At 65.1% G+C, this 26,196-nt stretch carries 20 protein-coding genes and 5 pseudogenes; 5 read left to right on the top strand and 20 right to left on the bottom strand.

The genetic code is table 11. From position 1 onward, the window contains the following. The first annotated feature begins 187 nt into the window (after positions 1-187). Complete coding sequence (locus C722_RS0122985; RefSeq protein ID WP_017642763.1) at positions 188-658, top strand: MaoC family dehydratase; 471 nt, start codon at positions 188-190, stop codon at positions 656-658. 153 nt (positions 659-811) lie between these two features. On the opposite strand, the gene C722_RS0122980 is transcribed toward C722_RS0122985, so the two are convergent. From C722_RS0122980 to C722_RS0122910, 17 genes and pseudogenes are all read right to left on the bottom strand, one after another. Then, the gene (locus C722_RS0122980; RefSeq protein WP_017642762.1) at positions 812-1,387 is read right to left on the bottom strand and encodes a DUF1349 domain-containing protein; all 576 of its coding nucleotides are present in this window, start codon (positions 1,385-1,387) and stop codon (positions 812-814) included. Positions 1,388-1,440: 53 nt separating this feature from the next. Further along, complete coding sequence (locus tag C722_RS0122975; protein WP_017642761.1) at positions 1,441-2,508, bottom strand: chemotaxis response regulator protein-glutamate methylesterase; 1,068 nt, start codon at positions 2,506-2,508, stop codon at positions 1,441-1,443. Then, on the bottom strand, positions 2,508-3,005 hold the full coding sequence (locus C722_RS0122970) for a chemotaxis protein CheD (protein ID WP_231356310.1): 498 nt from the start codon (positions 3,003-3,005) through the stop codon (positions 2,508-2,510). Before C722_RS0122970 ends, C722_RS0122975 begins: the two co-directional genes overlap by 1 nt. 11 nt (positions 3,006-3,016) lie before the next feature. Further along, the gene (locus C722_RS0122965) at positions 3,017-3,829 is read right to left on the bottom strand and encodes a protein-glutamate O-methyltransferase CheR (protein ID WP_017642759.1); all 813 of its coding nucleotides are present in this window, start codon (positions 3,827-3,829) and stop codon (positions 3,017-3,019) included. A 2-nt stretch (positions 3,830-3,831) separates the two neighbouring features. Further along, positions 3,832-4,314: a chemotaxis protein CheW gene (locus tag C722_RS0122960; protein WP_017642758.1), complete on the bottom strand. Its 483-nt coding sequence runs from the start codon at positions 4,312-4,314 to the stop codon at positions 3,832-3,834. After that, positions 4,314-5,975: a methyl-accepting chemotaxis protein gene (locus tag C722_RS0122955; RefSeq protein WP_017642757.1), complete on the bottom strand. Its 1,662-nt coding sequence runs from the start codon at positions 5,973-5,975 to the stop codon at positions 4,314-4,316. Before C722_RS0122955 ends, C722_RS0122960 begins: the two co-directional genes overlap by 1 nt. A 354-nt stretch (positions 5,976-6,329) precedes the next feature. Continuing rightward, positions 6,330-8,633 (bottom strand): methyl-accepting chemotaxis protein, encoded by a 2,304-nt coding sequence (locus tag C722_RS27255; protein WP_017642756.1) that lies wholly within the window; start codon positions 8,631-8,633, stop codon positions 6,330-6,332. Between the two features lie 57 nt (positions 8,634-8,690). After that, positions 8,691-9,197 (bottom strand): chemotaxis protein CheW, encoded by a 507-nt coding sequence (locus C722_RS0122945; protein WP_017642755.1) that lies wholly within the window; start codon positions 9,195-9,197, stop codon positions 8,691-8,693. Positions 9,198-9,200: 3 nt separating this feature from the next. After that, positions 9,201-10,070: pseudogene (locus tag C722_RS27250) on the bottom strand (methyl-accepting chemotaxis protein); the annotation flags it as partial. A 54-nt stretch (positions 10,071-10,124) separates the two neighbouring features. Further along, a pseudogene (locus C722_RS27245) lies at positions 10,125-11,375 on the bottom strand (MCP four helix bundle domain-containing protein); the annotation flags it as partial. 48 nt (positions 11,376-11,423) lie between these two features. Continuing rightward, positions 11,424-12,284 (bottom strand): annotated as a pseudogene (locus C722_RS27240) (methyl-accepting chemotaxis protein); the annotation flags it as partial. A gap of 57 nt (positions 12,285-12,341) precedes the next feature. Further along, positions 12,342-13,862 (bottom strand): annotated as a pseudogene (locus C722_RS27235) (MCP four helix bundle domain-containing protein); the annotation flags it as partial. A 20-nt stretch (positions 13,863-13,882) separates the two neighbouring features. After that, the gene (locus tag C722_RS0122930) at positions 13,883-16,048 is read right to left on the bottom strand and encodes a chemotaxis protein CheA (RefSeq protein WP_017642752.1); all 2,166 of its coding nucleotides are present in this window, start codon (positions 16,046-16,048) and stop codon (positions 13,883-13,885) included. Next, entirely contained in the window at positions 16,045-16,350 is a 306-nt protein-coding gene (locus C722_RS0122925) for a lipid asymmetry maintenance protein MlaB (RefSeq protein ID WP_017642751.1), read from the bottom strand. Before C722_RS0122925 ends, C722_RS0122930 begins: the two co-directional genes overlap by 4 nt. 18 nt (positions 16,351-16,368) lie before the next feature. After that, a complete protein-coding gene (locus C722_RS0122920; RefSeq protein WP_007162125.1) occupies positions 16,369-16,740 on the bottom strand; it encodes a response regulator in 372 nt (123 codons plus the stop codon). Between the two features lie 11 nt (positions 16,741-16,751). Then, positions 16,752-17,501, bottom strand: a complete 750-nt coding sequence (locus tag C722_RS27230; RefSeq protein ID WP_237509594.1) for a methyl-accepting chemotaxis protein — start codon at positions 17,499-17,501, stop codon at positions 16,752-16,754. Between the two features lie 565 nt (positions 17,502-18,066). Further along, positions 18,067-18,834: a GntR family transcriptional regulator gene (locus tag C722_RS0122910; protein ID WP_017642749.1), complete on the bottom strand. Its 768-nt coding sequence runs from the start codon at positions 18,832-18,834 to the stop codon at positions 18,067-18,069. Positions 18,835-19,055: 221 nt separating this feature from the next. Between C722_RS0122910 and C722_RS0122905 the strand changes: the two genes are divergently transcribed. The 4 genes from C722_RS0122905 (at position 19,056) to C722_RS0122890 (ending at position 23,764) form a co-directional block, all read left to right on the top strand. Further along, a complete protein-coding gene (locus tag C722_RS0122905) occupies positions 19,056-20,750 on the top strand; it encodes a lactate permease LctP family transporter (protein WP_017642748.1) in 1,695 nt (564 codons plus the stop codon). 73 nt (positions 20,751-20,823) lie between these two features. After that, the gene (locus tag C722_RS0122900) at positions 20,824-21,648 is read left to right on the top strand and encodes a (Fe-S)-binding protein (protein ID WP_017642747.1); all 825 of its coding nucleotides are present in this window, start codon (positions 20,824-20,826) and stop codon (positions 21,646-21,648) included. 5 nt (positions 21,649-21,653) lie between these two features. Continuing rightward, positions 21,654-23,099: a LutB/LldF family L-lactate oxidation iron-sulfur protein gene (locus tag C722_RS0122895; RefSeq protein WP_085984321.1), complete on the top strand. Its 1,446-nt coding sequence runs from the start codon at positions 21,654-21,656 to the stop codon at positions 23,097-23,099. Then, entirely contained in the window at positions 23,096-23,764 is a 669-nt protein-coding gene (locus tag C722_RS0122890) for a lactate utilization protein C (protein WP_017642745.1), read from the top strand. Before C722_RS0122895 ends, C722_RS0122890 begins: the two co-directional genes overlap by 4 nt. A 340-nt stretch (positions 23,765-24,104) precedes the next feature. Here C722_RS0122890 and C722_RS0122885 read toward each other — a convergent pair whose 3' ends face one another. The 3 genes and pseudogenes from C722_RS0122885 to C722_RS25305 form a co-directional block, all read right to left on the bottom strand. After that, positions 24,105-24,575 carry an MEKHLA domain-containing protein gene (locus C722_RS0122885; protein WP_017642744.1) on the bottom strand — a complete coding sequence of 157 codons (471 nt, stop codon included), beginning with the start codon at positions 24,573-24,575 and terminating at the stop codon, positions 24,105-24,107. Positions 24,576-24,679: 104 nt separating this feature from the next. Beyond that, positions 24,680-25,801, bottom strand: a complete 1,122-nt coding sequence (locus C722_RS0122880) for a YncE family protein (protein WP_017642743.1) — start codon at positions 25,799-25,801, stop codon at positions 24,680-24,682. A gap of 102 nt (positions 25,802-25,903) precedes the next feature. After that, positions 25,904-26,196, bottom strand: a pseudogene (locus tag C722_RS25305) (MBL fold metallo-hydrolase); the annotation flags it as partial.

The following is a 26,196-nucleotide window of genomic DNA, read 5'->3' as shown; positions in this document are numbered from 1 at the left end:
TAGCAGCTTTGCCCTGCCCGCAACAGCATCAATATCCGCCCTTTACGTCATTTAATGACCATAAAGTCAGTTATGGTCACCTTCTCTGCCGGCTTTTCCGGGCGTCGATTAGCCTCAGACGACCAGCCTGGGTAGAATGCCCGGCTTCGCGGCGTCTGCCGCCTTGTCACAGCTGCCGGAGCGCCTCATGAGCCTGACCGAAAACATCCCTTATGAAGCCCTCGAGATCGGCCAGAAGGTGACCGTGACCCGCACCATCGAGCAGCGCGACGTGCTGCTGTTCGCCGCCCTCTCCGGGGACTGCAACCCGTTGCACCTGGATGCCGACTTCGCCGCCAAGACGCTGTTTCGCGAGCCCATCGCCCACGGCATGCTCAGTGGCGCCCTGATCAGCGCCGCGGTGGCCTGCAACCTGCCGGGCCCAGGCACTCTTTATGTCGACCAGACCATGACCTTCGAAAAGCCGGTCAAGCTGGGCGATACCCTGACGGTGGAAATCGAGGTGCTGGAAAAGCTGCCGAAGTTTCGCGTGAACCTGGCCACCCGCGTGTTCAACCAACACGGTGACAAGGTCGTCGACGGCGTCGCCAAGGTGGTCGCGCCGCGCAAGGCAGTGCAGGTGCAGCAGGTAGAACTACCCCCCGTCACCGTCGGCTGATGTTCGGTCACGATCTGCTGCGCGTCGGCCTAACTGCGTTAAAAACGCCTTCGGAATGCTCATTTACCATCTGTAAACTCCGCTTCCTCAGGCGTTTTCGCCTTGTTTGGCTCTAGCTCGCTAGATCGTAAAACATAGTTTAGCAACACCACCTCAACTCAGATCGGTCAGGCCGCGCTGCAGCGGGGCTTGCAGGCTGAACTCGCTGAACGCCACTTCCATGCCACCCCGCTCCGGGGTGCCACAGACCGGACCGACCCGGTATTCCGCGGCGGCTGGCAAGCTGGCCAGGCGCAGCAGCGGCCAGCGCTGACCGTCCAGCGAGGCCTGCACCCGCAGGCTACCCTGGGTCAGGGTGACCCTCAGCCACACCTCTTCCCGCTCGCCCAAGGGTGCGCCCACGGCCAGATCCGAACGGCCCTGGGTCAGGACGCTAAGCAGTTGCGGCGTGTCGTCGAAGTAGCCGATGCCAGCGCGCAGCCACTGCTGCTCGTCGATCCGCACCATCAGCCCGGCATGATCGCCCTGGTTCTTGCAGCGCGCCGCGACCCGCACCTGCGCGGTGAAACCACTGGTGACCCGGGCGCCGAAGAAGTGGCCGCTGTGGCGCTCGGCGCCGTCGTGGGTCTGACGCCAGAAGTCACTGTGGCGATCGGTGATGACCCGGAGCCGCTCGGGCTCGGCCAGCCAGGTCTCGGGTTCATTGATCCATTGGCAGATGTCGAACATGGGGCTCTCCTCGCGTGCTCGCGCTTGGAGTCTGGGCTGCCCCGCAAGTTCGTCTAGGCGCCGCCCTTGAGGATGGCGGCGGCGATCTGGTTGAGACCGATTTCCTGCTCCACGGCGCCGAGTTTCATGGCCTCCTTGGGCATGCCGTAGACCACGCAGCTGTCTTCGTCCTGGCCGAGGGTACGGCCGCCGGCTTCGCGTAGTTCCTTGAGGCCACGGGCGCCGTCGTCGCCCATGCCGGTCATGATGATGCCGAGGGCGTTGCTGCCGGCCGCCCGCGCCACCGAGCGGAACAGTACGTCCACCGAAGGTCGATGGCGGCTCACCGGCGGGCCATCGACCACGTCCACGTGGTACTGGGCACCACTGCGCTTGAGCAACATGTGCCGGCCACCCGGGGCGATGAGCACCCGTCCCGGGGTGACGCGATCACCGTGCCGCGCTTCGCGGACCTCAAGGTCGCAGAGGCGATCCAGGCGCTCGGCGAAGGCGGCGGTGAAACGCTCGGGCATATGCTGCACGACGACGATGCCGGGACAGACCCGCGGCAGGGAGGTGAGCACGGCTTCCAACGCCTGGGTACCCCCGGTGGAGGTGCCCAGCGCCACCAGCCGCTCGGTGGTCCGGGCCATGGCCGTGCCACCGGCGGGTAGGATGACATCGGCGCTGAGCTTGGGCGCTGCCACCACGGGCGCCGCCCGCGGCGCCAGGCGCTTGAGATTGGCGCGGGCTGCCGCCTTGATGGCATGCACCAGGTCCTCGGTCGAGCCCTGGAGGAATTGCTTGAGATTGGCCTGGGGCTTGGTGACGATGCTAACCGCACCAGCCGCCATGGCCTGCAGGGTGGTGGCAGCGCCCTTCTCGGTGAGGGTGGAGCAGATCACCACCGGGGTCGGCCGCTCGGACATCAGCTTCTTGAGAAAGGTGATGCCGTCCATGCGCGGCATCTCCACGTCCAGCACCAGGACGTCCGGCCATTGCTTGCGCATCTTGTCCATGGCGAACACCGGATCGGCCGCTACGCCGACCACCTCGATGCCCGGATCCAAGGCCAGGCTCTGTGCCAGCACCTGACGTACCACGGCTGAATCGTCGACGATGAGAACCTTGATCTTATTCATTAGGGGTAGTCCGGAGAGGAGGGATTTGCGCTCAGGGTCGCCTGCTGGAGAGAGACAGCGCCCGTGCGCAGATCGAGGATCAACTTGCGGTGCCCGATGCCTTCGACATGGGTCTTGTCGCACCTTAGACCATAGGCGGCCAGCAAGGCGCGCGCGGCCTCCACGTTGCGCTGCCCGATGGACGCCGCCGGCGTGCTCGGCACTCCGGGGAACATGGAGCCACCGCCATAGAGGTGAATGCGATACCCGCGTGGATCGCTGCCATGGCGCGCCATGGCCCTGAGGATCAGATAGAGGGCATCGTCGATGTAATGACCGTCGCGCCGGGTGGTCTTGGCGCCACCCAGCCGACTGGGCAGCAGGGAGTGGGTCATGCCCCCCAACCGATCACCCGGGTGCCAGAAGACGAAGGACACGCAAGAGCCCAGTACCGTCCGCAGTTGCAGATCGCCACGACCGAAATACCAGTCGCCGGGGGTGAGGAAGCGTTCGCCCACCGCCACGGTGCTCAGATCGGCCGCTGATAGATGGAAGGCGACACCATGCGCAAGGCCTCGGTCACGCCATTGAGGGTTTCCGAATGGCTGATGAAGAAATAGCCACCCGGACGCAGATGGCGGACCAGCCGTTCGACGACCTGGCGCTTGGTGGGCAGATCGAAATAGATCATCACGTTACGCAGAAAGATGACGTCGAATTTGCCCACCTCCGGCAACCGGGTATTGAGGTTGATCTGCATGAAGGAGATGCGCGCCGCCAGTGCCGGATCGACCAGGAAGATGCCGGCGTTGTTACCCACGCCCTTGAAGCAGTACCGCCGCAGCAGGGCTGCGGGAATGCCTTCGGCCTCCTCCAGCGGGTACTGCCCGAGGCGCGCCTTTTCCAGCACCCGGGTGCTGAGATCGGAGGCGAGCATCTCCCAGGGCTTCTCGCCGAGGCCCTCGGCTAGGGTCATGGCCAGGGTGTAGGGCTCTTCGCCGGAGGAACAGGCGCCGCTCCACAGGCGAAACGGCTGGCTGCCCTTCCAATTCGGCAGCACCTGGGTGCGCAGGAAGTCGAAGTGCTTGGGCTCGCGGAAGAAATAGGTCTCGTTGGTGGTGAGCAGGTCCACCGCCATCTGGAACTCCCCCCGATCCTGCTGGATCAGGCGGAAGTAGGCGCCGTAGCTGGGCAGCTGGCGCAGGCGGATGCGCTTGGCCAGCCGTCCGCCCACCAGCGGCTTCTTGGCATCGGACATGCTGATGCCCGCGACCTTGAAGATGAGGGAGCGGAATTGCTGGAACTCGGCATCGGTGAGCGCGAGGGCCTCGGACACGCTCATGCTCAGGCAGCCGGAATGGCAGCGAGCTGCTGGTAGTCGTCCTCACCGAGCACGCGCTCGATGTTGAGCAGGATGACGAAGCCGTCGCCCTGCTTGGCCATGCCGAGGATGAAATCGGTGCGCACCCGGGCGCCGAAATCCGGCGCCGGCTCGATGGCATCCACGCCGATTTCCAGCACCTCGCTGACGGCATCCACCACCACCCCCAGCACCTGGGTGCGCTGCCCGCCCTGCACCTCCAGCACCACGATGCAGCTGCGCCGGGTCACCTCGGTGGGCTGGCCATGAAAACGCACGCCGAGGTCCATCACCGGTACCGCGGCGCCGCGCAGGTTGATCACCCCACGGATCGATGGCGGCAGCATGGGTACGCTGGTCACCGCGCCATATTCGATGATCTCGCGCACGCAGCCGGTACCCACCGCGTACATGTCACCGCCCAGCTGGAAGGTAAGAAACTGCCGGGGCAGCTCTGCACTACTCATCAGACACTCTCCTCGAAGTGGGCGAAGCCGACCGGGGCCTTGCCCCGGGTGGCAACGGTCACGGGTGCGGAGCGGAAGGCGGAGGCCTTGCGCTTGGCCTTGCCCTGGCTCGAGCCGGTATTCGGGGACAGGCCCGCGTTGACGCCCGGCAGGGCATTGTTCAGGGTGAAGAATTCCATCAGTTGCTGCAGTTGCTCGGCCTGGCCGCTCATCTCCTCGGAGGTGGCCGCCAGCTCTTCCGACGCCGAGGCGTTCTGCTGGGTGAGCTGGCTCAGTTGCAGCATGGCGCTGTTGATCTGATCGACCCCGGCGCTCTGTTCTTCCGAAGCGGCGGTGATCTCCTGCACCAGATCCGAGGTCTTGTTGATCGAGGGGACCATCTCGCTGAGCAGAGTACCGGCACGCTCGGCCAGGGCGACGCTGTTCTTGGCGACCTCACCGATCTCCTGGGCGGCCACCTGGCTGCGTTCGGCCAGCTTGCGCACCTCGGCCGCCACCACCGCGAAACCCTTGCCGTGCTCGCCGGCGCGGGCCGCTTCGATGGCCGCGTTGAGCGCCAGCAAGTTGGTCTGGTAGGCGATGGCGTCGACGATGCCGATCTTGTCGGCGATGGTCTTCATCGCCACCAGGGTATCGCGCACCGCCTCGCCACCCTCGCCCGCTTCCCGCGCGGCCTTGCCGGCCATGCCGTCGGTGACCCGGGCGTTCTCGGTGTTCTGGGCGATGGAGGCCGACATCTGCTCGATGCTGGCGCTGGTCTCTTCGACCGAGGCAGCCTGCTCGGTGCTGGCCTGGCTCATGCTCTGGGCGGTGGCCGAGACCTCTTCGGAGGCACTGGCCAGGGAATCGGCGTTGCCGCGTACCTCGCCGATGATCTGCCCGAGGCGTTCGGTCATGCCGCGGATGGCCGCCAGCATGCTGGTGGTATCGCCCTCGCGGGTTTCCACCACGACGCTCAGATCGCCGCGGGCGACCCGACTGACCACATCGGCGGCATAGGCCGGCTCGCCGCCCAGCTGGCGGATGAGGCTGCGGGCGATCAGGTAGCCCATGGCGACCGACATCAGCAACGCCACGGCACCCAGGACGATCATCAGGTTGCGGGCGTCCACATAGGCAGCGGTCGCGGCTTCGCCGGACTCGATCATGCGCTGGGCCTGGAGGTCATTGAGCTGATTGACCGCGGTGACCAGCTCGTTGTTGTTGGGGGCGAAGACGTTGAGCAGATAGTCACGCGCCTGCCCATGGTCGACGTCCAGCAGGCGGAAGAATTCGCTGTACTTGTCCTGCAGCCGCTGGCGACTTTCCAGCACGGCCTTGAGCTTCTGCTTGCCTTCGTCGCTCTGGATCTTCTTGCCCAGGTCGGTGAGGATGTCGCCGTTCTCGCCCCGAATGCGCTTGATCTCGTCGAGGGTCTTGGCACGCTGGTCAGCGCCGTCCTGCAGCAGCAGGTTACGCATCTGGCGGCCGGAATCCAGGGTGTTGCGGGCCAGGGTGTTGGCCTGCACCGTCATGGGAAAGCGATACTGCGACATGGAGTCAGCGGCTTCCCTCATCGTCCCCATGTTCAGCAGCGCCACGCCGATGGTCAGCAGCAGCATGAGGATGGCGGCGCCGAAGCCCAGCATCAATTTGGTCGAAACACGCATCTTGTTCAGCATGGAATGACTTCCTAATGGTTACTGTCCAGTTCTTCGGCCTAGCCCTGGCCTTCTTTAACCGTTCTGCTATCTAGCACTTACCGCGTGTCCGCTCTGGAATGCGCCTCATCCGTTGCTCGACAGGGCCTTGGCAGCGCGACTCAGCAATACCAAGGCCTAGCCTGGCTGGCGTGTGTGCCACTTCCTTTCCCCAAGGAAACGAAGCGTTACCCCTGGTCCGCAGCCGTCCATTCGGTTAGCACGGCGACCTAGCCAGCCGATCAATCGGTGGCATTACCTTCAAGGGGCGCGTCAGCCGGCGCAGCGGCGCCAGCCGATGGCTGTTCAGCCAGGCCACGGCATGGCGCCTAGGCGCTATTCACCGAAGCGTGTGAAACCTTCTGGAAAGCGGGCGATTGGCGCCTCGCCACGACTGGACCCCAGCGGATGATGGGACCTCGGCAACGACGGCCGGACGTGTTCCAGCGCGCGATCCAGGTCGCGCGGGGCGCGCCCTTCGCCGGTATGGAAGAAGTTCATGAGTCGTTGCAGCTGTTCGGCCTGGCCGCTCATCTCTTCGGCCGTGGCCGCCAGCTCTTCCGATGCCGAGGCATTCTGCTGGGTGATCTGATTGAGTTGCAGCATGGCGGCGTTGATCTGCCCTGCCCCGCCGCTCTGCTCGTCGCTGGCCGCGGCGATCTCCTGTACCAGGCTCGAGGTCTTGGTGATGGAAGGGACGATCTGGTCCAGCAGGGTGCCGGCGCGTTCAGCCAGAGCCACGCTATTCTTGGCCACGGCACCGATTTCCTGGGCCGCCACCTGGCTGCGCTCGGCCAACTTGCGCACCTCGGCGGCCACCACCGCGAAGCCACGACCGTGCTCCCCGGCCCGCGCCGCCTCGATGGCCGCGTTGAGCGCCAGCAGATTGGTCTGGTAGGCGATGTCGTCGACAATACCGATCCGGTCGGCGATAGTCTTCATCGCCACGGTGGTATCACGGACCGCAGCACCACCCTCTTGCGCCTCCTGGGCCGCCTTACCGGCCATGCCGTCGGTAACCTTCGCATTTTCCGAATTCTGCGCGATGGACGCCGACATCTCTTCGATGCTGGCACTGGCTTCTTCCACGGATGCCGCCTGCTCGGTGCTGGCCTGGCTCATGCTCTGAGCGGTGGCGGAGATCTCCTCCGAGGCACTCGCCAGGGCATCGGCCGACAACCGCACCTCTCCGATGATCTGGTTGAGCTTGTCGACGGTGCCGTTGATGGAATTCTTCAGCTCCAGCAACTGGCCCTGGTAGTCGCCCTGAACGGTACGACTCAGATCCCCCTCCGCTAGCCTGGCCATCACGCCCATGGCCTCGTTCACCGGGGCGACAATGGCGTCCAAGGTACCGTTGATGCCAGCGACGATTCGACGGAAATCGCCCTGATGCAGGCTGACATCGGCGCGCGTATCGAGGTGACCGGCCATGGCCGCCTCGCTGAGGTGTTGGGCGTCATCGATCAGACGCTGGATATTGATCCGAACCTGTTCGACGTTGTCGTTGATGAAGGCCTTCTTGCCGGGGAAGCGCTCCAGCGGCGCCGAGAGATCGCCTTCGCCGAAGGCCTTGATGCAGGCCATGGCCTTCTTCTTCACCGCGATATGACCGGCGACCATGGCATTGATGCCAGCGGCGATTTCGCGATAGGAGCCCTGGAAGCGTTCGGCGTCGATACTGACGTCGATGTCGCCGGCATCATGCTCCTGGGACATCCGCTGCATCTCCGCCATCAACCCCTGCAGATTGCCCCGCAGCTGCTCGATGTGGGCGTTGATGAAGGCTTTCTTGCCCGGGAAGGCCTCCAGCGGCGCCGTCAGGTCGCCCTCGCCAAAGGCCTTGACGCAGGCCATGGCCTTCTTCTTGACCTGGATATGACTGTCGACCAGCGCGTTGATACCGCTGGCCATCTCGGCAAAGGCGCCCTGCAGGCCCTGGGCTTCGATGCAGACCTCGATATCGCCGATGGCATGCTCGTGGGACATCCGCTGCAATTCGCCCTGCAGGGTCTGCAGACTGCCGCGCAGTTCCTCGACACTGGCGTTGATGAAGCCCTTCTGCCCGGGATAGGGATCGAGCTTCGCCGTGAAATCGCCAGCGGCGATCGCGCTGACGCAGGCCATGGCACGTCTTTGCTCGTCCTGCTGCAGTTGCAGCGTGCCAGCGTACTGCTCCAACCAGTCGCGATAGCAACCCGGAAACGCCCTGGCATTGGAGCGACCGTCTAGGTGACCTCGCGCCTGCTCCGTGTTGATGCGTCCCCACTCGGCATCCACTTCGCGCAGGGTCGCCACCAGCCCGGCCAGTTGCGCCAACAGGCTCTGGGTATCCCCTTCGCGCAACGGCAACTGGCCTGGAAACTCACCACGCGCGAGCTGCGCCACCACCTGGGCGGCAACCCGCGGATCGGCGCCAAGCTGACGCTGCAAGGTGTGCATGATGAACCCGCCACCGAGGACCACTACGCCCAGGGCAGCCAGGCCCAGCACGCCCACCAGCCACTGGGCCGAACCGACATCTGGGCCACCCAAAGCTTTCAGCTGATAACAGGCCGCCCCCACTACCAGAAGCAGGGCTACGGCCATGCCCAGTACCGACCACACCACTCGAGTCCGTAGCGAGAACATCAACTGCATGTTGCGCTTCCTTTTTCCTGTCTTTTCTGAGTCTTTGCATCAGGGGTCCAGCGGCGCTCAGCTGGTACTACGCGCGGCCAGGCCGGCCAGTTCTTCGATATCCAGCACCCGCGGGACATCGAGGACGACGACGAAGCCGCTGCCCGACTTGACCATGCCGGCGATGAAGTCCGGGCGCAGGCGACTACCGAAGCTGGGCGCCGGGCGGATGTCGCCGGGGGCGATCTCCAGCACCTCGCTGACCGCATCGACGACCACGCCAAGCACCTGCAGGTCATCGCCCGTGGGCACCTCCAGGATGACGACGCAGGTCCGTGGCCCGACCTGGGTCGGACTACCGCCGAAGCGTGCCTCCAGATCGATCACCGGCACCACCGCCCCGCGCAGGTTGATGACGCCGCGGATGCACGCCGGCATCCGCGGAACCTGGGTGAGCTGGCCGAACTCGAGAATCTCGCGCACGGCCAGGGTATCCACCGCATAGGTCTCTTCCTGCACGACAAAGGTCAGGTGCTGGTGACCCAGGGTGTCTTGCTCTAGATCGGAGATCGTCAGGGCGTTCATGGGTTACTCCGAGAAACGTACGTAGCCTTCCGGCAGGCGACCACCGGCGGCGGACTGGGAACGGACGGCGACTTGCGGACTGCGCGGAGCGGCTGGCCGAGCCCGCTCCATGGCCCGTTCCAGGTCCTGTACCGCACGGCCTTCACCGGTGTGGAAGAAGCCCATCAGCTGCTGCAGTTGCTCGGCCTGGCCGCTCATTTCCTCGGCAGTGGCCGCCAACTCTTCCGAGGCCGAGGCGTTCTGCTGAGTCAGCTGATTCAACTGCAGCATAGCCCCGTTGATCTGACTTACCCCGCTGCTCTGCTCTTCGCTGGCCGCAGCGATCTCCTGCACCAGATCCGAGGTCTTGCCGATGGAGGGCACGATCTGGTCCAGCAGGGTACCGGCGCGCTCCGCCAGGGCCACGCTGTTCTTGGCCACGTCACCGATCTCCTGGGCCGCGACCTGGCTGCGCTCGGCCAGCTTGCGCACCTCGGCCGCCACCACCGCGAAGCCCTTGCCGTGCTCGCCGGCGCGGGCCGCTTCGATGGCCGCGTTGAGCGCCAGCAGATTGGTCTGGTAGGCGATGGCGTCGACGATGCCGATCTTGTCGGCGATGGTCTTCATCGCCACCGTGGTGTCACGCACCGCTTCACCACCCTCGCCCGCTTCCCGCGCGGCCTTGCCGGCCATGCCGTCGGTGACCCGGGCATTCTCGGTGTTCTGAGCGATGGAGGCCGACATCTGCTCGACGCTGGCACTGGTCTCCTCGACCGAGGCAGCTTGCTCGGTACTGGCCTGGCTCATGCTTTGAGCGGTGGCGGAAATCTCTTCTGAGGCACTGGCCAGGGCATCGGCCGACAACCGGACCTCGCCGATGATCTGGTTCAGCTTGCCGACGGTGCCGTTGATGGACGTCTTCAGCTCGTGCAACTGGCCCTGGTAATCACCCTGAACGGTGCGACTCAGATCGCCTTCGGCCAGCCCGGACATCACCGCCATGGCTTCATTGACCGGGGCGACGATGGCATCCAAGGTACCGTTGATGCCGGCGACGATGCGCCGGAAGTCACCCTGGTGGGCACTGGCATCGGCACGATTGTCGAGACGACCGGCCATGGCCGCCTGGCTCAGCTGGTTGGCGTCCTCGACCAGACGCTGGATATTGCCGCGCACCTGCTCGAGGTTGTCGTTGATCACCGCCTTCTGGCCGGGGAAGCGCTCCAGCGGCACCGACAGATCGCCTTCGCCAAAGCTCTTGACGCAAGCCATGGCCTTGGCGGAATCGCTGAGATGACCGGCAACCATGCCGTTGACGCCTTCGGCCATGCTGCGATAGGCACCTTGGAAACGGTCCGCCGGAATGCGGACCACGGTTTCGCCACGGTCATGGGCAGTCGACATGCTGGTCATTTCGGTGATCAGCCCGCGCAGGGTGGTAACCATGTTCTGCATGGCCGCCATCAGGCTGGTCTTGTCGTCGCCCCGCAGCTTGATGTCGTCGGGCAGATCGCCTGCAGCCACGCGGCCGGCTAAGGTGGCGACCACGGAGGGCTCACCACCCAGCTGACGCAGCAGATTGCGGGTGATGAAGAAACCCAGCAGGGCAACGGCCAGCAGGGTCGCCAGGGCGATGGACAGGGCCAGCCAGGTGGCCTCGACCTTGGTCTTCTGGGCGACTTGCACGCCCTGCTGCGCCAGGGTCTGGTTGTAACTGACGTGCTCGTCGAGGGCCTTGTTGATGGCGAGCATCACGTCGGTACGGCTGCGCATCAGGTTCTGGGCGTCGTCGTTGCGATTCTGCCGCGACAGGGCAATGACCTGCTCGCCCAGGCTGAACAGGGCATTGAAGGCGGCCTGATCGGTTGCCAGCAGTGTGCGATCACGATCATCCGAAACCAACGCATCGTACTTGCCGAGGTTCTGGCCGATGCGCTCCTTGGCCGCGGCCAGGTCCTGCTCGGCGGTGGTCATGGCTTCGCTGCTGGTCGCTAGCACGTGACGATAGATGCCTACCACGTAATCGGAGCGGCTATCGTTGATCTCGCCGAGCGCCTTCAAACTGGGCACGGTATTGTCGTTGCCATAGTTGGCGGCCTGGAACACCTGGTCGATTTCATATTGGCCGGTGCCGGCCAGCACCATGATGCCCAATAGCGCGGACAGCACCAGCAGCAGCATTTTCTTGATGACAGTCATGTCGGTAGTCTCAAAAAGGCCACCCGCAGGTGGCCATAGGATAAGGGGTCAGGAATCGAAGGGGGCGTAGCCTTCAGGTACGCCACCCGCGGTGCCATTGCGCAAGAGCTTGCCGGGGACCCGCGCCGTCCTTGGCCGTGTGGCTTCCAGCGCTCGATCCAAGTCCTGCACCACACGGCCTTCGCCGGTGTGGAAGAAGCCCATCAGCCGTTGCAGTTGCTCGGCCTGGCCGCTCATTTCCTCGGCAGTGGCCGCCAGCTCCTCCGAGGCCGAGGCGTTCTGCTGGGTCAGTTGGTTTAGTTGCAGCATGGCGCCGTTGATCTGACTCACCCCGCTGCTCTGCTCTTCGCTGGCCGCGGCGATCTCCTGCACCAGCTCCGAGGTCTTGCCGATGGAGGGCACGATCTGGTCCAGCAGGGTGCCGGCGCGCTCGGCCAGGGCCACGCTGTTCTTGGCCACGTCGCCGATCTCCTGGGCCGCGACCTGACTGCGTTCGGCCAGCTTGCGCACCTCGGCCGCCACCACCGCGAAGCCCTTACCGTGCTCGCCGGCGCGGGCCGCTTCGATGGCCGCGTTGAGCGCCAGCAGATTGGTCTGGTAGGCGATGGCGTCGACGATGCCGATCTTGTCGGCGATGGTCTTCATCGCCACCGTGGTATCACGTACCGCTTCACCACCCTCGCCCGCCTCTCGCGCGGCCTTGCCGGCCATGCCGTCGGTGACCCGGGCATTCTCGGTGTTCTGGGCGATGGAGGCCGACATCTGCTCGACGCTGGCACTGGTCTCTTCCACCGAAGCGGCCTGTTCGGTACTGGCCTGGCTCATGCTCTGGGCGGTGGCGGAGATCTCTTCCGAGGCACTGGCCAGGGCATCGGCCGACAGCCGTACGTCGCCGATGATCTGGTTCAGCTTGCCGACGGTGCCGTTGATGGAATTCTTCAATTCCAGCAGCTGACCCTGGTAGGCGCCCTGGACGGTACGGCTCAGGTCACCCTGGGCCAGACCGGCCATCACGCCCATGGCCTCGTTGACCGGGGCGACGATGGCGTCCAGGGTGCCGTTGATGCCGGCGACGATACGGCGGAAGTCGCCCTGGTGGGCACTGGCGTCGGCACGGCTATCGAGGCGCCCGGCCATGGCCGCCTGGCTCAGCTGGGCGGCGTCTTCGACCAGGCGCTGGATGTTGCCGCGCACCTGCTCGAGGTTGTCGTTGATCACTGCCTTCTGCCCAGGGAAGCGTTCCAGCGGCACCGAAAGATCGCCGTCACCAAAGCTCTTCACACAGGCCATGGCCTTGCGCGAATCCTCCAGGTGCCCGGCGACCATGGCATTGACGCCTTCGGCCATGCTGCGGAAGGTACCCTGGAAACGCTCCACCGGAATGCGGGCGTCCGTCGCGCCGCGATCATGGGCCTCGGACAGCTGCACCATTTCCGCGACCAGGCGCTGGATGTTGCCGCGCACCTGTTCGAGGTTGTCGTTGATCACCGCCTTCTTGCCGGGGAAACGTTCCAGCTCGGCCGCCAGATCGCCTTCGCCAAAGCTCTTCACGCAGGCCATGGCCTTGTGGGAATCCTCCAGGTGACCGGCGACCATCGCATTGACGCCTTCGGCGACGTTGCGGAAGGCCCCCTGGAATCGCTCCTGCGGCAGGCGCGCGTCCGTCTCGCCGCGATCATGCTCGGCGGCCATGGTGGTCATCTCCTGCACCAGGCCGCGCAGGGTCAGCACCATGCGCTGCATGGCGGCCATCAGGCTGGAATCGTCGCCAGCGCGCAGCTGCAGATCGTCGGGCAGGTCGCCTGCGGCCGTGCGGTTGGCGACCTTGGCCACCTCGGCCGGCTCGCCGCCCAGCTGGCGCAGCAGGTTGCGGGTAATGAAGAAACCGAGCAGGCCGACGGCCAGCAGGGTCACCAAGGCGATGCCGATGGAGAGGACGGTAGCCTGGCTCATGGTACGGCCGGCGACCTGCGCCTGCTCGCTGCCGAGCTTCTGGTTGTAACTGCGGTGCGCATCGAGGGCATCGCCGACATGGTCGATCACCTTGCGCTGCTCGCCGAGGATGCGTTTGACGTCCTCGTCCTGGCTCGCCCGCGACAGAGGCAACACCGTTGCCACCAGATCGTTCAGGGCCACGATGGCCTGGCGATCGTCCTGCAGCATGCGCCGATCGGCTTCGTCGGAGATCAGCGGCTCATAGTCCTTGAGCGCCTTTTCGGTCAGTTGCTGGGCCTCGGTCAGTTCCTTCTCGGCCTCGCGCGTGGCGACATCGCCGTCCGCGGCCAGGTGGCGGTAGATGCCGGTGATGATGTCGGCCGAATGGGCATCGATGGCATCGATGCCCAGGATCGACGGTACGGTGTTGTCGTTGCCGTAATTGGCGCGGTCGTACACCTGGCTCAACTGCTGGTAGGCGATACCCGCGAGCAGGATGATGCCCAGCAGCGCGGAGAGCACCAGCAGGGACATGCGTTTGGTAACGGTCATGGATTCGATTTCCTTGTCGATCAGGCCGGTACGGCGGCGTGGGCGGAGACGGTGGTGGACGAAGCCTCGCCGATCAGTCCGGGCACGCTGAGGATCAGCGCCACGGCGCCGCTGCCGAGGATGGTGAAGCCGCCCAGGCTGCGGTTGTGGTCGAACAACGGACCGAGAGGCTTGATCACGGTCTGGAATTCACCGAGCAGCTGATCGACCACCAGACCGGCGCGCTGGCCGGCGTAGCGCACCACAACCACGTTCTGGCGCCGCGGCGGCGCTTCCTCGATGGCGAACAGCTGGCGCAGGCGCAGCACCGGCAGCACCTCGCCACGCAGGTCGAGATAGTCGTTGCCACTGGCCTGGACGCTGGCCGCCTCGGTCAATTCGATGCACTCCTCCACCGCTTCCAGGGGCACCACGTAGGCGGCCTTGCCAACGCCGATGAGGAAGCCGTCGATGATCGCCAGGGTCAGCGGCAGGCGGATCGTTACCGTGGTGCCCCGGCCCTCCTCGCTGGTGAGGTCGACGCTGCCGCGCAGGGCGGTGATGTTCTTTTTCACCACGTCCATGCCGACGCCGCGACCCGACAGGTTGCTGATCTGCTCGGCGGTGGAGAAACCCGGTTCGAAGATCAGGTTGAACACCTCCTTGTCGCCCAGCACCTGGCCTTCGCTGATCAGACCGCGCTCGGTCGCCTTGCGCAGGATGCGCTCGCGCGACAGGCCGCCACCGTCATCGGTGACCTCGATGACGATGCTGCTCGACTCGTGATAGGCGTTGAGGCCCACGGTGCCCTGGGTCGGCTTGCCGCGGGCCAGGCGCAATTCGGCGGATTCGATGCCATGGTCCATGGCGTTGCGGATCAGGTGGGTCAGCGGATCGCCGATCTTTTCCACCACGGTCTTGTCCAGCTCGGTATCGCCGCCGCTGATGCGCAGGGCGATGTCCTTGCCGATTTCCTTGGAGACGTCGCGCACCACGCGCTGGAAGCGGTTAAAGGTGGTGCCGATCTGCACCATGCGCAGGGTCAGGGCGGTATCCCGCACCTCCTCGACCAGGCGCGACAGCACCCCGGTGGATTCCACCAGGGTGGTCAGGCCGCTCTGCTGAGCGATCAGCTGGGTGCCGGCACCGGCGATGATGAGTTCGCCAATGAGGTCGATGAGCTGGTCGAGCTTGGTGGCGTCGATACGGATCAGTTGGCCTTCGCTGGCTGGCGCCCGCTGTTCCTTGATCTTGCGCTGCTTGTTCAGGGCCGCGTCCACCACCGGCGGATTGACCAGTTGGGCCTCGACCAAGACCTCGCCGATGGGCTTGCGCGGCACCGCCGGATCGGCCTGGCGGCGCAGCACCTCGTCCAGCTCGGTGGCGGTCAGGGTGCCGCAGCGCACCAGGATTTCGCCCAGGCGCAGGTCTTCCTCGGGCAGGTCGTCGATCAGCTGGCAATAGTCGCTGCTGCGGCTGTGCGGCGGCAGGATGCGGATCTGGCTGTCTTCGCGGACGAATTCGAAGGCCGCCTCGATGGTTTCCTTGTCGGCGTCGCTGTCGAAGGCGACCTCGAAGCCCAGGTAGCAGGTTTCCGGATCCATCTCGGCGGCGGTCGGAATGGCATCGAACAGGGTAACGATGTTGACGATGCGGCCGAAGGTATTGAGGTAGCGCACGAAGGCCAGCGGATCCATGCCATTGCGCAGCATGTCCGGGCCGAAGCGCAGCGACAGGTGCCAGTGGCCGGCGGCCACGCCATCCACCGGTGTCACCAGGGCGCGCGCCACGGCGGTCGGCTGGGCCGCCTGGGCGCTCGGCTGCAGATAATGCTCCAGGCGCTGCACCAGAGCGGCGCCCACGGCCTGGAAGTCGGCCTCCGGCTCGCTGCCGGACGACACCCGGGCAATCAGGCCATTGAGGTGGTCGCAAACCTCCAGGAACAGTGCCGACAGCGTCTCGTCGAAGGCCATTTCACCACTGCGGATGCGATCGAGCACGCTTTCGGCGACATGGGTGAAGGCCACCACATGGTCCAGGCCGAACAGCCCCGCCGAACCCTTGATGGTATGGGCGGCGCGAAAGATGGCGTTGATCAGCTCGGCGTCATCCGGCGCCTGCTCGATCTGCAGCAGGGCGGCCTCCATCTGCTGCAACAGCTCCTCGCTCTCGGCGATGAACGTCTTGAGGATCTCGTCCATGTTCATGCGGCAACACCTTCCGCGGCAGCCGCGGTAAAGAAGTCGGCGAGACCTGCCAGCTCCAGCAGTTCGGTGACGGCGGGGCTGGGGTCGACCAGCTCGAGACTACCCCCCAACCGTTGCGCCTCCCGGTGGGCCAGCAGCAGCAACTGCAGCCCGGCCGAATCGAATTCATCGACCTCGGCCAGCTCCAACGCCACGGTGCCCCCGGCGGCCAGGGGCTCCATCAGCAGCGGCTTGCTGTCCGCCGCGGTGTAGATGGTCAGCGGCCCGGAGAAGGGCAACCGGGTACGAATGACGTCGTTCATGGGTAGCCTCCGGGGCTATCAGGGCATGATCAGCTTGGAAACCGCTGCCAACATCTGTGCGGGCTGGAACGGCTTGACCATCCAGGCCTTGGCCCCAGCGGCCTGACCGGCGGCCTTCTTGGCGGCATCGGATTCGGTGGTGAGCATGATCACCGGAGTGAACTTGTACGCGGGCAGCTTCTTGGCCGCGGTGACGAAGGTGATGCCGTCCATGTTGGGCATGTTCACGTCGCTGATGATCAGGTGCACCTTGCGACCGTCCAGCTTGGTCAGGGCATCGCGACCGTCACAGCCCTCGATGACGTCGTAGCCCGCGCTTTTCAGCGTCATGGACACCACCTGGCGGATGGAGATGGAGTCGTCGACGATCAGAATGGTCTTGTTGCTCATGACAGCTTTCCTTAGAAGAAGGTGATATCGGATTCGGCAGCGGCGGCGGCCGGTCGCTTGCCGTGGTGCACGGCGACCTGCTCGGCCATGGTGTAGGTACGGGCCAGCTCGGCGAGCCAGCCCTTGGTGTCGAGGGGCGGCAGCGGCTGGCCGCTGGCGGCCAGGGCGCGACGCTCGATCACCAGGCGCTCGAGGCGGGCCTGGTCGTCGCGGATGTGGCCGAGCATCTGGCTGACGCGATCCTGGAACTGCAGGGCGACCAGCACCTCGGCGATGGCGCCGCCCACGGCCGCGGCGTTATCGGCCAGGGCATCGCTGCGCTCGACCACGTCGCGGGTGGTGCCGCCAAAGCTACCGATGACCTGTTCGATGGTCTCGCCGGACTGGTTCAGGGTGCCGGTGTCGCGCTCGGCGTGGAGTTGCGACAGCTCCAGGGTGCGGGCGATGGCGCCATTCACCGTTTCCACGGTTTCGCCGATCTTCTGCCCGGTGTCGCCGGACAACGTGGACAGCTTGCGGACCTCGTCGGCGACCACGGCGAAACCGCGCCCGGCTTCACCGGCACGCGCGGCTTCGATGGCGGCGTTGAGGGCCAGCAGGTTGGTCTGGCGGGCCACGTCGCCGACGTCCTTGGCCATGCTCTTGAGTTGCTCGGTCAGGCCGGCCAAGCCGTTGACCTCGGTGAGCAACGCGCCCTTGCTCGACAGCGCCTCACGCAGCGATTGCAGGATGCCGTCCAACTGGTTCTGGCTGCTGGCCATCAGGCTGACCAGGCGATCGCCACTGCCGTGATCGTTGCCAGCGACACTGTGGATACGGTCCGCCAGCTCGGCGAAGCGACTGGTCAGACTGACGATTTCCTGCTCGGTATGGACGCGCGCAGCTTCGATCTGCTCGGACCACACTGGCAGCACGGCTACACAGAGGGCTTCGAGAGCTTCGTCCCGGCCGCTGACCGGGCTCTGGTGAATGGCCTGGCCGGCAGACCGCTCGACCTGCCGTGCCTGAGCGCGACGCAGCTGCCAGAAGCCCAGGCCCATGGCCAGGACCAACTGGGTGGCACTCAGGGCCAGGGTGGTCGCAGTGACACCGCCCGCGTACAGGATCGCGCCGGTGCCACAGGCACCCAGCAATGCAGGGGTGAAGGTAAAGTCGACGAGCGAAGGCGAGGAAGGGGCGTGTTCCACAGGAAGATACCGGTCTAGACGCCAGCGAAGGCGGGAAGGTGTGACCGGGTTATCAGCTCTGGAACGCTAAACTTTAGCCACGGACGGATAACTTATTGTAGTAGCTTAGTGCCACTACAGGTTTTTCCGCCAGCTTTTTTCAGAGTTCGTCGCGCCGTTTGGCCCGTGCTAGACGGCCTGCCATGGCTCCCGCCTCTTCCAGGACCTCTCGTACATAGCCCAGATGCAGGCTCGCTGCCTCGCGCGAGCGTTCGGCTTCACCCGCGACAATGGCTTGGTAGAGCGTCCGGTGCTGTTCCAGCAAGCGCTCGCGGGTTTCGCCACGCTGGGCCTGCATGCCGCCGATATTGGTCACCATGTGATGCCGCAGCAGTTCGAACAGGCTGCGAATGCTGTGCAGGTAGACGGCGTTGTGGCTGGCCTCGGCGATGGCCAGGTGAAAAGCCGCATCGGCCTCACCCTCCTCCTCCCGAGCCAGGGTCTCGCGCCGCCGATAGCAATCTTCCAGTCGCTCCCAGGCCAGGGTCAGTCGCGCGAGATCAGGCTCGGTGGCCCGTTGCGCAGCGTAGTAGGCGCAGGCGCTTTCCAGGGTATGGCGAAATTCCAGCAGGTCGCGCCGGGTTTCCTCGCGGCTTTCCAACAGCGGCAGCAGCGGATCGGTGAAGGCACTGTTGAGCGCCTCGGTGACATAGGTACCGCCGCCCTGGCGGCTGAGCAGCAGTCCCCGCGCTACCAGTTTCTGGATGGCCTCACGCAGGGACGGTCGCGACACCCCGAAGCGCTCGGCCAGCACCCGCTCGGCTGGTAGGCGCTCGCCAGGTCGCAGGGAACCCTCGGCGATCAGCGCCTCGAGATTCTTGACGATGTCGTCCGACAGACGACGTTGCTTGACCGGTTCGAACCCCATGAAAAACCTCGAAAAATGCCGCGGACAGCAGCGGCCGTCCGCCGGGTGGAAGGGATGGGCCGACGAAAGTCGCACATCAAGGGGTTTGACAGAGGCAAAGACCCCGCTTAACGTGCGTGAAGTCGCACTTGTAAATTGGTCTTACCAATTTTTGCCACAGGTCGCGATCTTGTGCAACCCCGTCCTGCCGCCTCCCTACAAAAACAATCAAGGAGCACCCGATGGAAACCTGGCAACAGATCTATCTCCCCCTTGGCAGCCTGGGCCTTTCGGCCTTCGTCGCCGCCTTGCCCATTCTGTTCTTCTTCGTTGCCCTCGCCGGTCTGAGACTCAAGGGCCATGTGGCGGGCGCCATCACCCTGGCGATCGCCCTGCTCATCGCCCTGTTCGTCTATCGCATGCCGGTGGACAAGGCGCTGGCATCGGCCGGCTACGGTTTTCTCTATGGTCTCTGGCCCATCGCCTGGATCATCGTGACAGCGGTGTTCCTCTACAAGTTGACGGTCAAGTGCGGCCAGTTCGACATCATCCGCAGCTCGGTGCTGTCGATCACCGACGATCAACGCCTGCAGGTGCTGCTGATCGGCTTCTGCTTCGGCGCCTTCCTGGAGGGTGCGGCCGGTTTCGGCGCGCCGGTGGCCATCACCGCTGCGCTGCTGGTGGGCCTGGGCCACAATCCGCTGAAGGCGGCCGGGCTCTGCCTGATCGCCAACACCGCGCCGGTGGCCTTTGGCGCCCTGGGCATCCCGACCATCGTCGCCGGTCAGGTGACCGGCATCGACGCCTTCAAGATCGGCGCCATGACCGGTCGCCAGCTGCCACTGTTGGCGTTGCTGATACCGCTGTGGCTGATGTTCATGATGGATGGCATGCGTGGCCTGCGGGAAACCTGGAAACCGGCGCTGATCTGCGGTGGCACCTTCGCGGTGGTCCAGTACCTGACCTCCAACTTCCTCGGCCCAGAACTGCCTGACATCACCTCGTCTCTGGCTGCCATGATCGCCCTCACCGGCTACCTCAAACTGAGCCAACCGCAGCAAGCCACTGCCGGTGCCAACACCGTGGTGAGCGGCGGCGGCGCAGCTGCGCTAGGCGGTGGTGCAGGCTTCGGCCAAGGCGGTCGCCTGCCACCGGAGCATTCGCTGGGCACCGTGATCAAGGCCTGGTCACCCTTCCTGATCCTGACCTTGATCGTCACCCTCTGGACCACCAAGGCCTTCAAGGCACTGTTCGCCACCGGCGGCGCTCTCTATGCCCTGGTGATCAACGTCCCAGTGCCCTATCTGGACAAGCTGGTGATCAAGACACTGCCGATCGTGGCCACCCCAACGCCCATGCCGGCGGTCTACAAGCTCGACCTGCTGTCGGCCTCGGGCACGGCCATCCTGATTTCCGCCCTGATCTCCATGGCCATCTTCCGCATCAAGCCCTCGACCGCCCTGGGTGTGTTCAAGGAAACCCTGGTGGAACTGCGCAAGCCGATCCTGTCCATCGGGCTGGTGCTGGCCTTTGCCTTCGTCGTCAACTATTCGGGCATGTCCACCACCCTCGCCCTGTTGCTGGCCGGCACCGGCGCGCTGTTCCCCTTCTTCTCGCCGCTGTTGGGCTGGCTGGGGGTGTTCCTGACCGGCTCGGATACCTCCTCCAACGCCCTGTTCGGCTCGCTGCAGGCGACCACCGCGCACCAGATCGGCGTTTCCGACACCCTGCTGGTGGCCGCCAACAGCTCCGGCGGCGTGACCGGCAAGATGATCTCGCCGCAGTCCATCGCCGTGGCTTGCGCTGCCACCGGGATGGTGGGCAAGGAGTCCGACCTGTTCCGCTTCACCGTGCGCCACAGTATCGGCTTCGCCATCCTGGTCGGCTTCATCACCCTGGCGCAGGCCTATGTGTTCACCGGGATGCTGGTGCACTGATAGCGCGTTTCCCGGCGGCGGCTCAGGCCATCGCCGGTCCTCTTATTACCGGGCTAACCCGGAGTGACGCCTGATGAACGATCTTTTCTACAACGCCGCCCCCAACGCCACCCGTACCGCGCCGCCCCTGACGCCGCCACGGACCTATCCGCAGCAGAAACCGACCCAGGTCTATCTGTTCGGCACCTGCGTGGTCGACCTCTTCTATCCCAAAGCCGGCCTGGACAGCATTCGCCTGCTGGAGCGCGAGGGTATCCGCGTGCATTTTCCCCAGGCGCAGAGTTGCTGCGGCCAGCCGGCCTACACCTCGGGCTACACCGAGGAAGCTCGTGCCGTGGCCCGCGCCCAGCTGGCGCTGTTCGCCGAACCCTGGCCGGTGGTGGTGCCCTCCGGCTCCTGCGCCGGCATGCTACGCCATCATTATGCCGAGCTGTTCGCCGACGAGCCGGAGACCTTGCGCCAGGCGCTCGACCTGGCCGAACGCACCTACGAACTGGCGGAATTTCTGCTCAATGTCTGCCAGGTCGACTACCAGGACCACGGCGCCCCGACCAAGGTGGCCCTGCACACCTCCTGCAGCGCTCGGCGCGAGATGCAGACCCACCTGCACGGCCGCGCCCTGCTCAGCCAGTTGGCGGCCGTGGAGCGCGTCGACCATGATCACGAGAGCGAATGCTGCGGTTTTGGCGGCACCTTCTCGGTACGCATGCCGGACATCTCCGGTGCCATGGTGGCGGACAAGACCCGCGCCCTGCAGGACAGCGGTGCCGCCCAGGTGCTCACCGCCGACTGCGGATGCCTGATGAACATCAACGGCTCCTTGGAAAAGCAACGCGCCGCCTTGCGTGGCGAACACCTGGCGAGCTTTCTCTGGCGCCGTATCGGAGGTGCAGCGTGAACGAGATGCTGAAGATTCCCCTTACCGACATCAGCGAGGCGCCGCCCTTCAAGACGCGTGCGCGTCAGGCCCTGGGCGACGACCAGCTCAGACGCAACTTCCGCACGGCCATGGATTCGCTGATGACCAAGCGGCTGGCCAGCATGAGCGACGCCGACGAGCGCGAGCGCCTGCGCGAGTTGGGCAATCGCATCCGGGCCCGGGCGCTGTCCAAGCTGCCGGATCTGCTGGAGCGGCTGGAAGCCAATCTCAGACGCAATGGCGTCCAGGTGCACTGGGCCGAGACCACCGCCGAGGCCAACGTCATCGTCCAGGGGATCGCCGAGCGCCATGCGGCCAAACTGCTGATCAAGGGCAAGTCCATGGTCAGCGAAGAGATGGACATGAACCACGTCCTCGGCGCCCAGGGCATCGACTGCCTGGAGTCGGACATGGGCGAGTACATCATCCAGCTCGCCGGCGAGAAGCCGTCACACATCATCATGCCGGCCATCCACCTCAACCGGCAGCAGGTGGGCACCCTCTTCCACGAGCACCTGGCCGAGCCCTACACCACCGACGTCGATGAACTCATCCAGACCGGCCGGCGGGTGTTGCGGCAAAAATTCTTCGAGGCCGACATCGGCATCTCCGGGGTCAACTTCGCCGTGGCCGAGACCGGCACCCTGTTGCTGGTGGAAAACGAGGGCAACGGGCGAATGTCGACCACGGTGCCGCCCGTACATATCGCCGTGACCGGCATCGAGAAGGTGGTGGAAAACCTCAGAGACGTGGTGCCTCTGCTGTCGCTGCTGACCCGCTCGGCGCTGGGTCAGCCCATCACCACCTACGTCAACATGATCTCCGGGCCGCGCAAGGCCGAGGAATTGGACGGGCCGCGCGAGGTGCACCTGGTGCTGCTGGACAACGGCCGCAGCCAGGCCTTCGCCGACAGCGAATTGCGCCAGACCCTCAACTGCATCCGCTGCGGCGCCTGCATGAACCACTGCCCGGTCTATACCCGCATCGGCGGCCACGCCTATGGCGAGGTCTATCCCGGCCCCATCGGCGCCATCATCACCCCGCATCTGGTCGGCCTGGAACGGGCGCCCGATCATCCCAGCGCCTCGTCGTTGTGCGGCGCCTGTGGTGAAGTCTGCCCGGTGAAGATCCCGATTCCCGCCCTGCTGCGCCGACTGCGCGAGGAAAACGTCAAGGCGCCCGCGGCAGAGCCGCAGCTTCTGCGCGGCCAGGGCAGCAAGTTTTCCGCCCGCGAGCGCTGGACCTGGCATGCCTGGCAGAGCCTCTTCACCTCGCCGCTGCTCTATCGCGGCTTCAGCTACCTGGCCACCCGCTTCGGCCGCTTCACCCCGGGCCAACTCGGGCCCTGGACCGAGCACCACAGCGCGCCCAAGCCAGCGAAGCGCTCGCTCCACGAACTGGCCCGCGAACACCTGGAGAACCGCCCATGAGCGCCCGCGACAACATCCTCGCCAAGCTGCGTGGCAGTCTGCAGGGTACCCAGCCCCTGGCCGACAACTTCGACGAAGCCCTGGTGACCGAGCCCTGGCGCTACCCACCCACGGAGCGCGTCGCCCGTCTGCGGACCCTGATGGAAATGGTGCATACCGAGACGCACCTGACCACCACGGCGGACTGGCCGGCGCAGGTGGAGCGCGTCCTCGCCGAACGAGGTCTGGATCAGCTGTTGATCGCCCCCGGCACGCCGCATGGCGCGCGCCTGGTGGAGCGCTGGCAGGACCAAGACCAGCCGCGCTGGAAGGCCTATGACCGCCCCGTGGAAGAGTGGAAGGCCGAACTGTTCAACGACACCCCGGCGAGCCTCACCGGCACCCTCGGCGCCCTGGCCTCCACCGGCAGCCTGGTGCTCTGGCCGGATCGCCAGGAACCGCGGCTGATGAGCCTGGTGCCGCCGTTGCACATCGCCCTGCTCAGGGCCAGCACCGTGGTCGACAACTTCTATGAGTTGCAGCAACAACACCGCTGGCAGGATGGCATGCCGACCAACGCCCTCCTGATCTCCGGACCATCCAAGACCGCCGACATCGAGCAGGTGCTCGCCTATGGCGCCCATGGGCCCAAGGACCTGGTGGTGCTGATCGTCGAGAACGAGTGAGGGTTTTGCCCCCTTACCCCAGCCCTCTCCCCAAGGGAGAGGGCGCGGTCCAGCTCACCGCGTAGGTTGGGTTGAGCGCAGCGAAGCCCGACAGAGCCCAGCCTCGATGCATACCCTGTTGGGCTTCGACGATGAAGCTGTCTCAGCCCAACCTACGGTCCTCGCTGCAAAAGGAACACCGTAGGTTGGGTTGAGCGTTAGCGAAGCCCAACAGAGCCTAGCTTAGTGCGGATCCTGTTGGGCTTCGACGATGGAGCCGTCTCAATCCAACCTACAAGCATTATGGCCAAAGAGTCATCGTAGGTTGGGTTGAGCGCAGCGAAGCCCAACGATCTCCCTCTCACTCCAGCTGACCAACCCGCTGCGGATCCGGCCAGAACAACGCCGCCTGCCCTAACCGCTGTCCGTCGACATCGAGCAGATTCCAAACCACGCCGGCATGGATCTGGAAGGCCTCACCGTCTCGATCGACCCGCCAGCCCTCATAGCCACTGGCATAGCCCTGGCGCCCCACCGCCTCCATCAGGCGCTGACGCTCGTCCCGGTCCTTGGGCGAGGCGCTGAAGCGCGACGGCATGCCGAGAAACTCGGCGCGGGGATAGCCGAAGCAGCACAAGGCCTGGTAGTTGGTATAGCAGAACAGCGGATCCTGTTCGATGCCGTGGGCCAGCAGGGCATAGGGCGCCCTTTCGTGCAGCCACGTCAGAATGTCGGCCTGAGACAGGCCGGCAGGCCGCGGCAGCGGTTGGCCGAGCCAGTGGTGGTAGGAGGCGTCCAGCAGTGGAAGCAAACTGAGATCGGTAGCGGACAAACCGGTAGCTCCTTGGCGAGGGATCACCATTCAAGAGCAACCCGACGGGCTTGGGAAGCCCAGGGCCACCGCGGCAGGACGCCACGGCAGCCCGCAGGCGCGGTTTACTTCACCGCGGTCAGGTCGATGCGCACCACGCTTTCCGGCGCGGTGTTCATGTATTCCTTGTCGAAGGGCGTCTTCACCGTCGCATACAGCGTCTGGCCATCCGGACTCACCAGCAGGCTGTTGGGATTGGGCTTGAGGTCGTAGGCCTTCTTCTCGGCGTAGGTGGTGGCGTCCAAGATCAGCAGCCGACCGGTCTCGCGCTGAGTGATGTACAGCTCGTTACGCGTGGTATTGAGCTTGATGGCCAGGGCATCGCCCACCGGCAGACGCTTGATCACCTTGCCGCTGCGGATATCGAAGACCAGCACGGTCTTGGCTTCGGAATTGTCGGTAACGAACAACTGGTGGTTCGCGCGATCCTCGGCCAGATTCAGCAGCAGGTACTTGCCGCCATCGCCCGGGGTCCAGCGGTGCTCGATCTTGCGGGTACGCGGATTGATCACCAGCACTTCCCCGCTGCCATTGGCCGCATAGAGACGCCCGGTATCCTCGGAGTACAGCAGGCCGGTCACCCACTTGCCGGCATTGGGAATGCGCGCCTTGAGGGTCAGGGTCTTGGCGTCCACCACCCAGATCACGCCCGGATCGCCAACGCCGCCGACATACAGCAGACCGTCATGCAGGATGACCTGGCGCGGATTGACCGGATGGCCGTCGCGGCCCATCTCGTTGAATTTCAGGCGCTTCTCCACCTTGCCGGTGCGCAGGTCGATGCGGCTCAGACCACCATCCAAGGAGTTGGTGACGAACAGCGTCTCACCACTGGCGTCGGTGGTCAGGGCGAAATTCTTCAGATCGGTGTGGATCTGCCCGGTGATGGCCAGGGTCGCCGGGTCCAGCTGATAGATCACCCCGCCGGTGACGCCCTTGGTCAGTTGGGCGGTCGCAGCATAGACCGACTGCTTGGCCGGACTGTAGGCCAGTTCATAGACGCCGTAACCCAGCTCGATGCGCTTGAGTTCAGCGGGCGCCTGGGGCGGGGCCGGTTGCGCGGCCACGGGAGCCGGCGCGGGTGGCGGTGGCGTCGGTGCCTCCGGGCGATTGGAACAGGCGGCCACTGCCAGGGACAGTAGCGCCATGGCGCCCAGCGTCGAGACCTTGTTGAAAGACACCGCCATTTGCTTCTCCTAGGGACGAGGTACGAGAGATCAGGACAATCCTGAAATGATAAACGTTCGCACTATGCCCAAGGAGAACAGGTCAGACAAGGCCGAAAAATTTCAGCCTCTCACCTGATACGGGTCGTCATCCCCTGCCCCTCCGCTCTGGCCCAGGGTTTTCAGTCGTCCCTGACGATCCAGGCGAAAGCGCGAGAAATCCTCCGCTAGGTGCAGGTCGCCGCTATAGCAAGCCGCCGCCTCCTGGCGCAGCTCCTCGATGGAGGGCGAACGCCCCACAGCGGCCTGGTAGCGCGGACTGAAATGGGTGAGCAGCAAGGCGGGTAGCCCCTGCGCCTCGGCAAAGCGAGCGACCCCGGCCGCACTGCTGTGGCCCCAGCTCTGCCCGGTCTTGT

The organism is Pseudomonas sp. 313, from assembly GCF_000316965.1.
Lineage (GTDB): Bacteria > Pseudomonadota > Gammaproteobacteria > Pseudomonadales > Pseudomonadaceae > Chryseomonas > Chryseomonas benzopyrenica.
The sequence above is the reverse complement of the archived record's forward strand: the minus strand, read 5'-3'. Positions and strand labels throughout refer to the sequence as shown.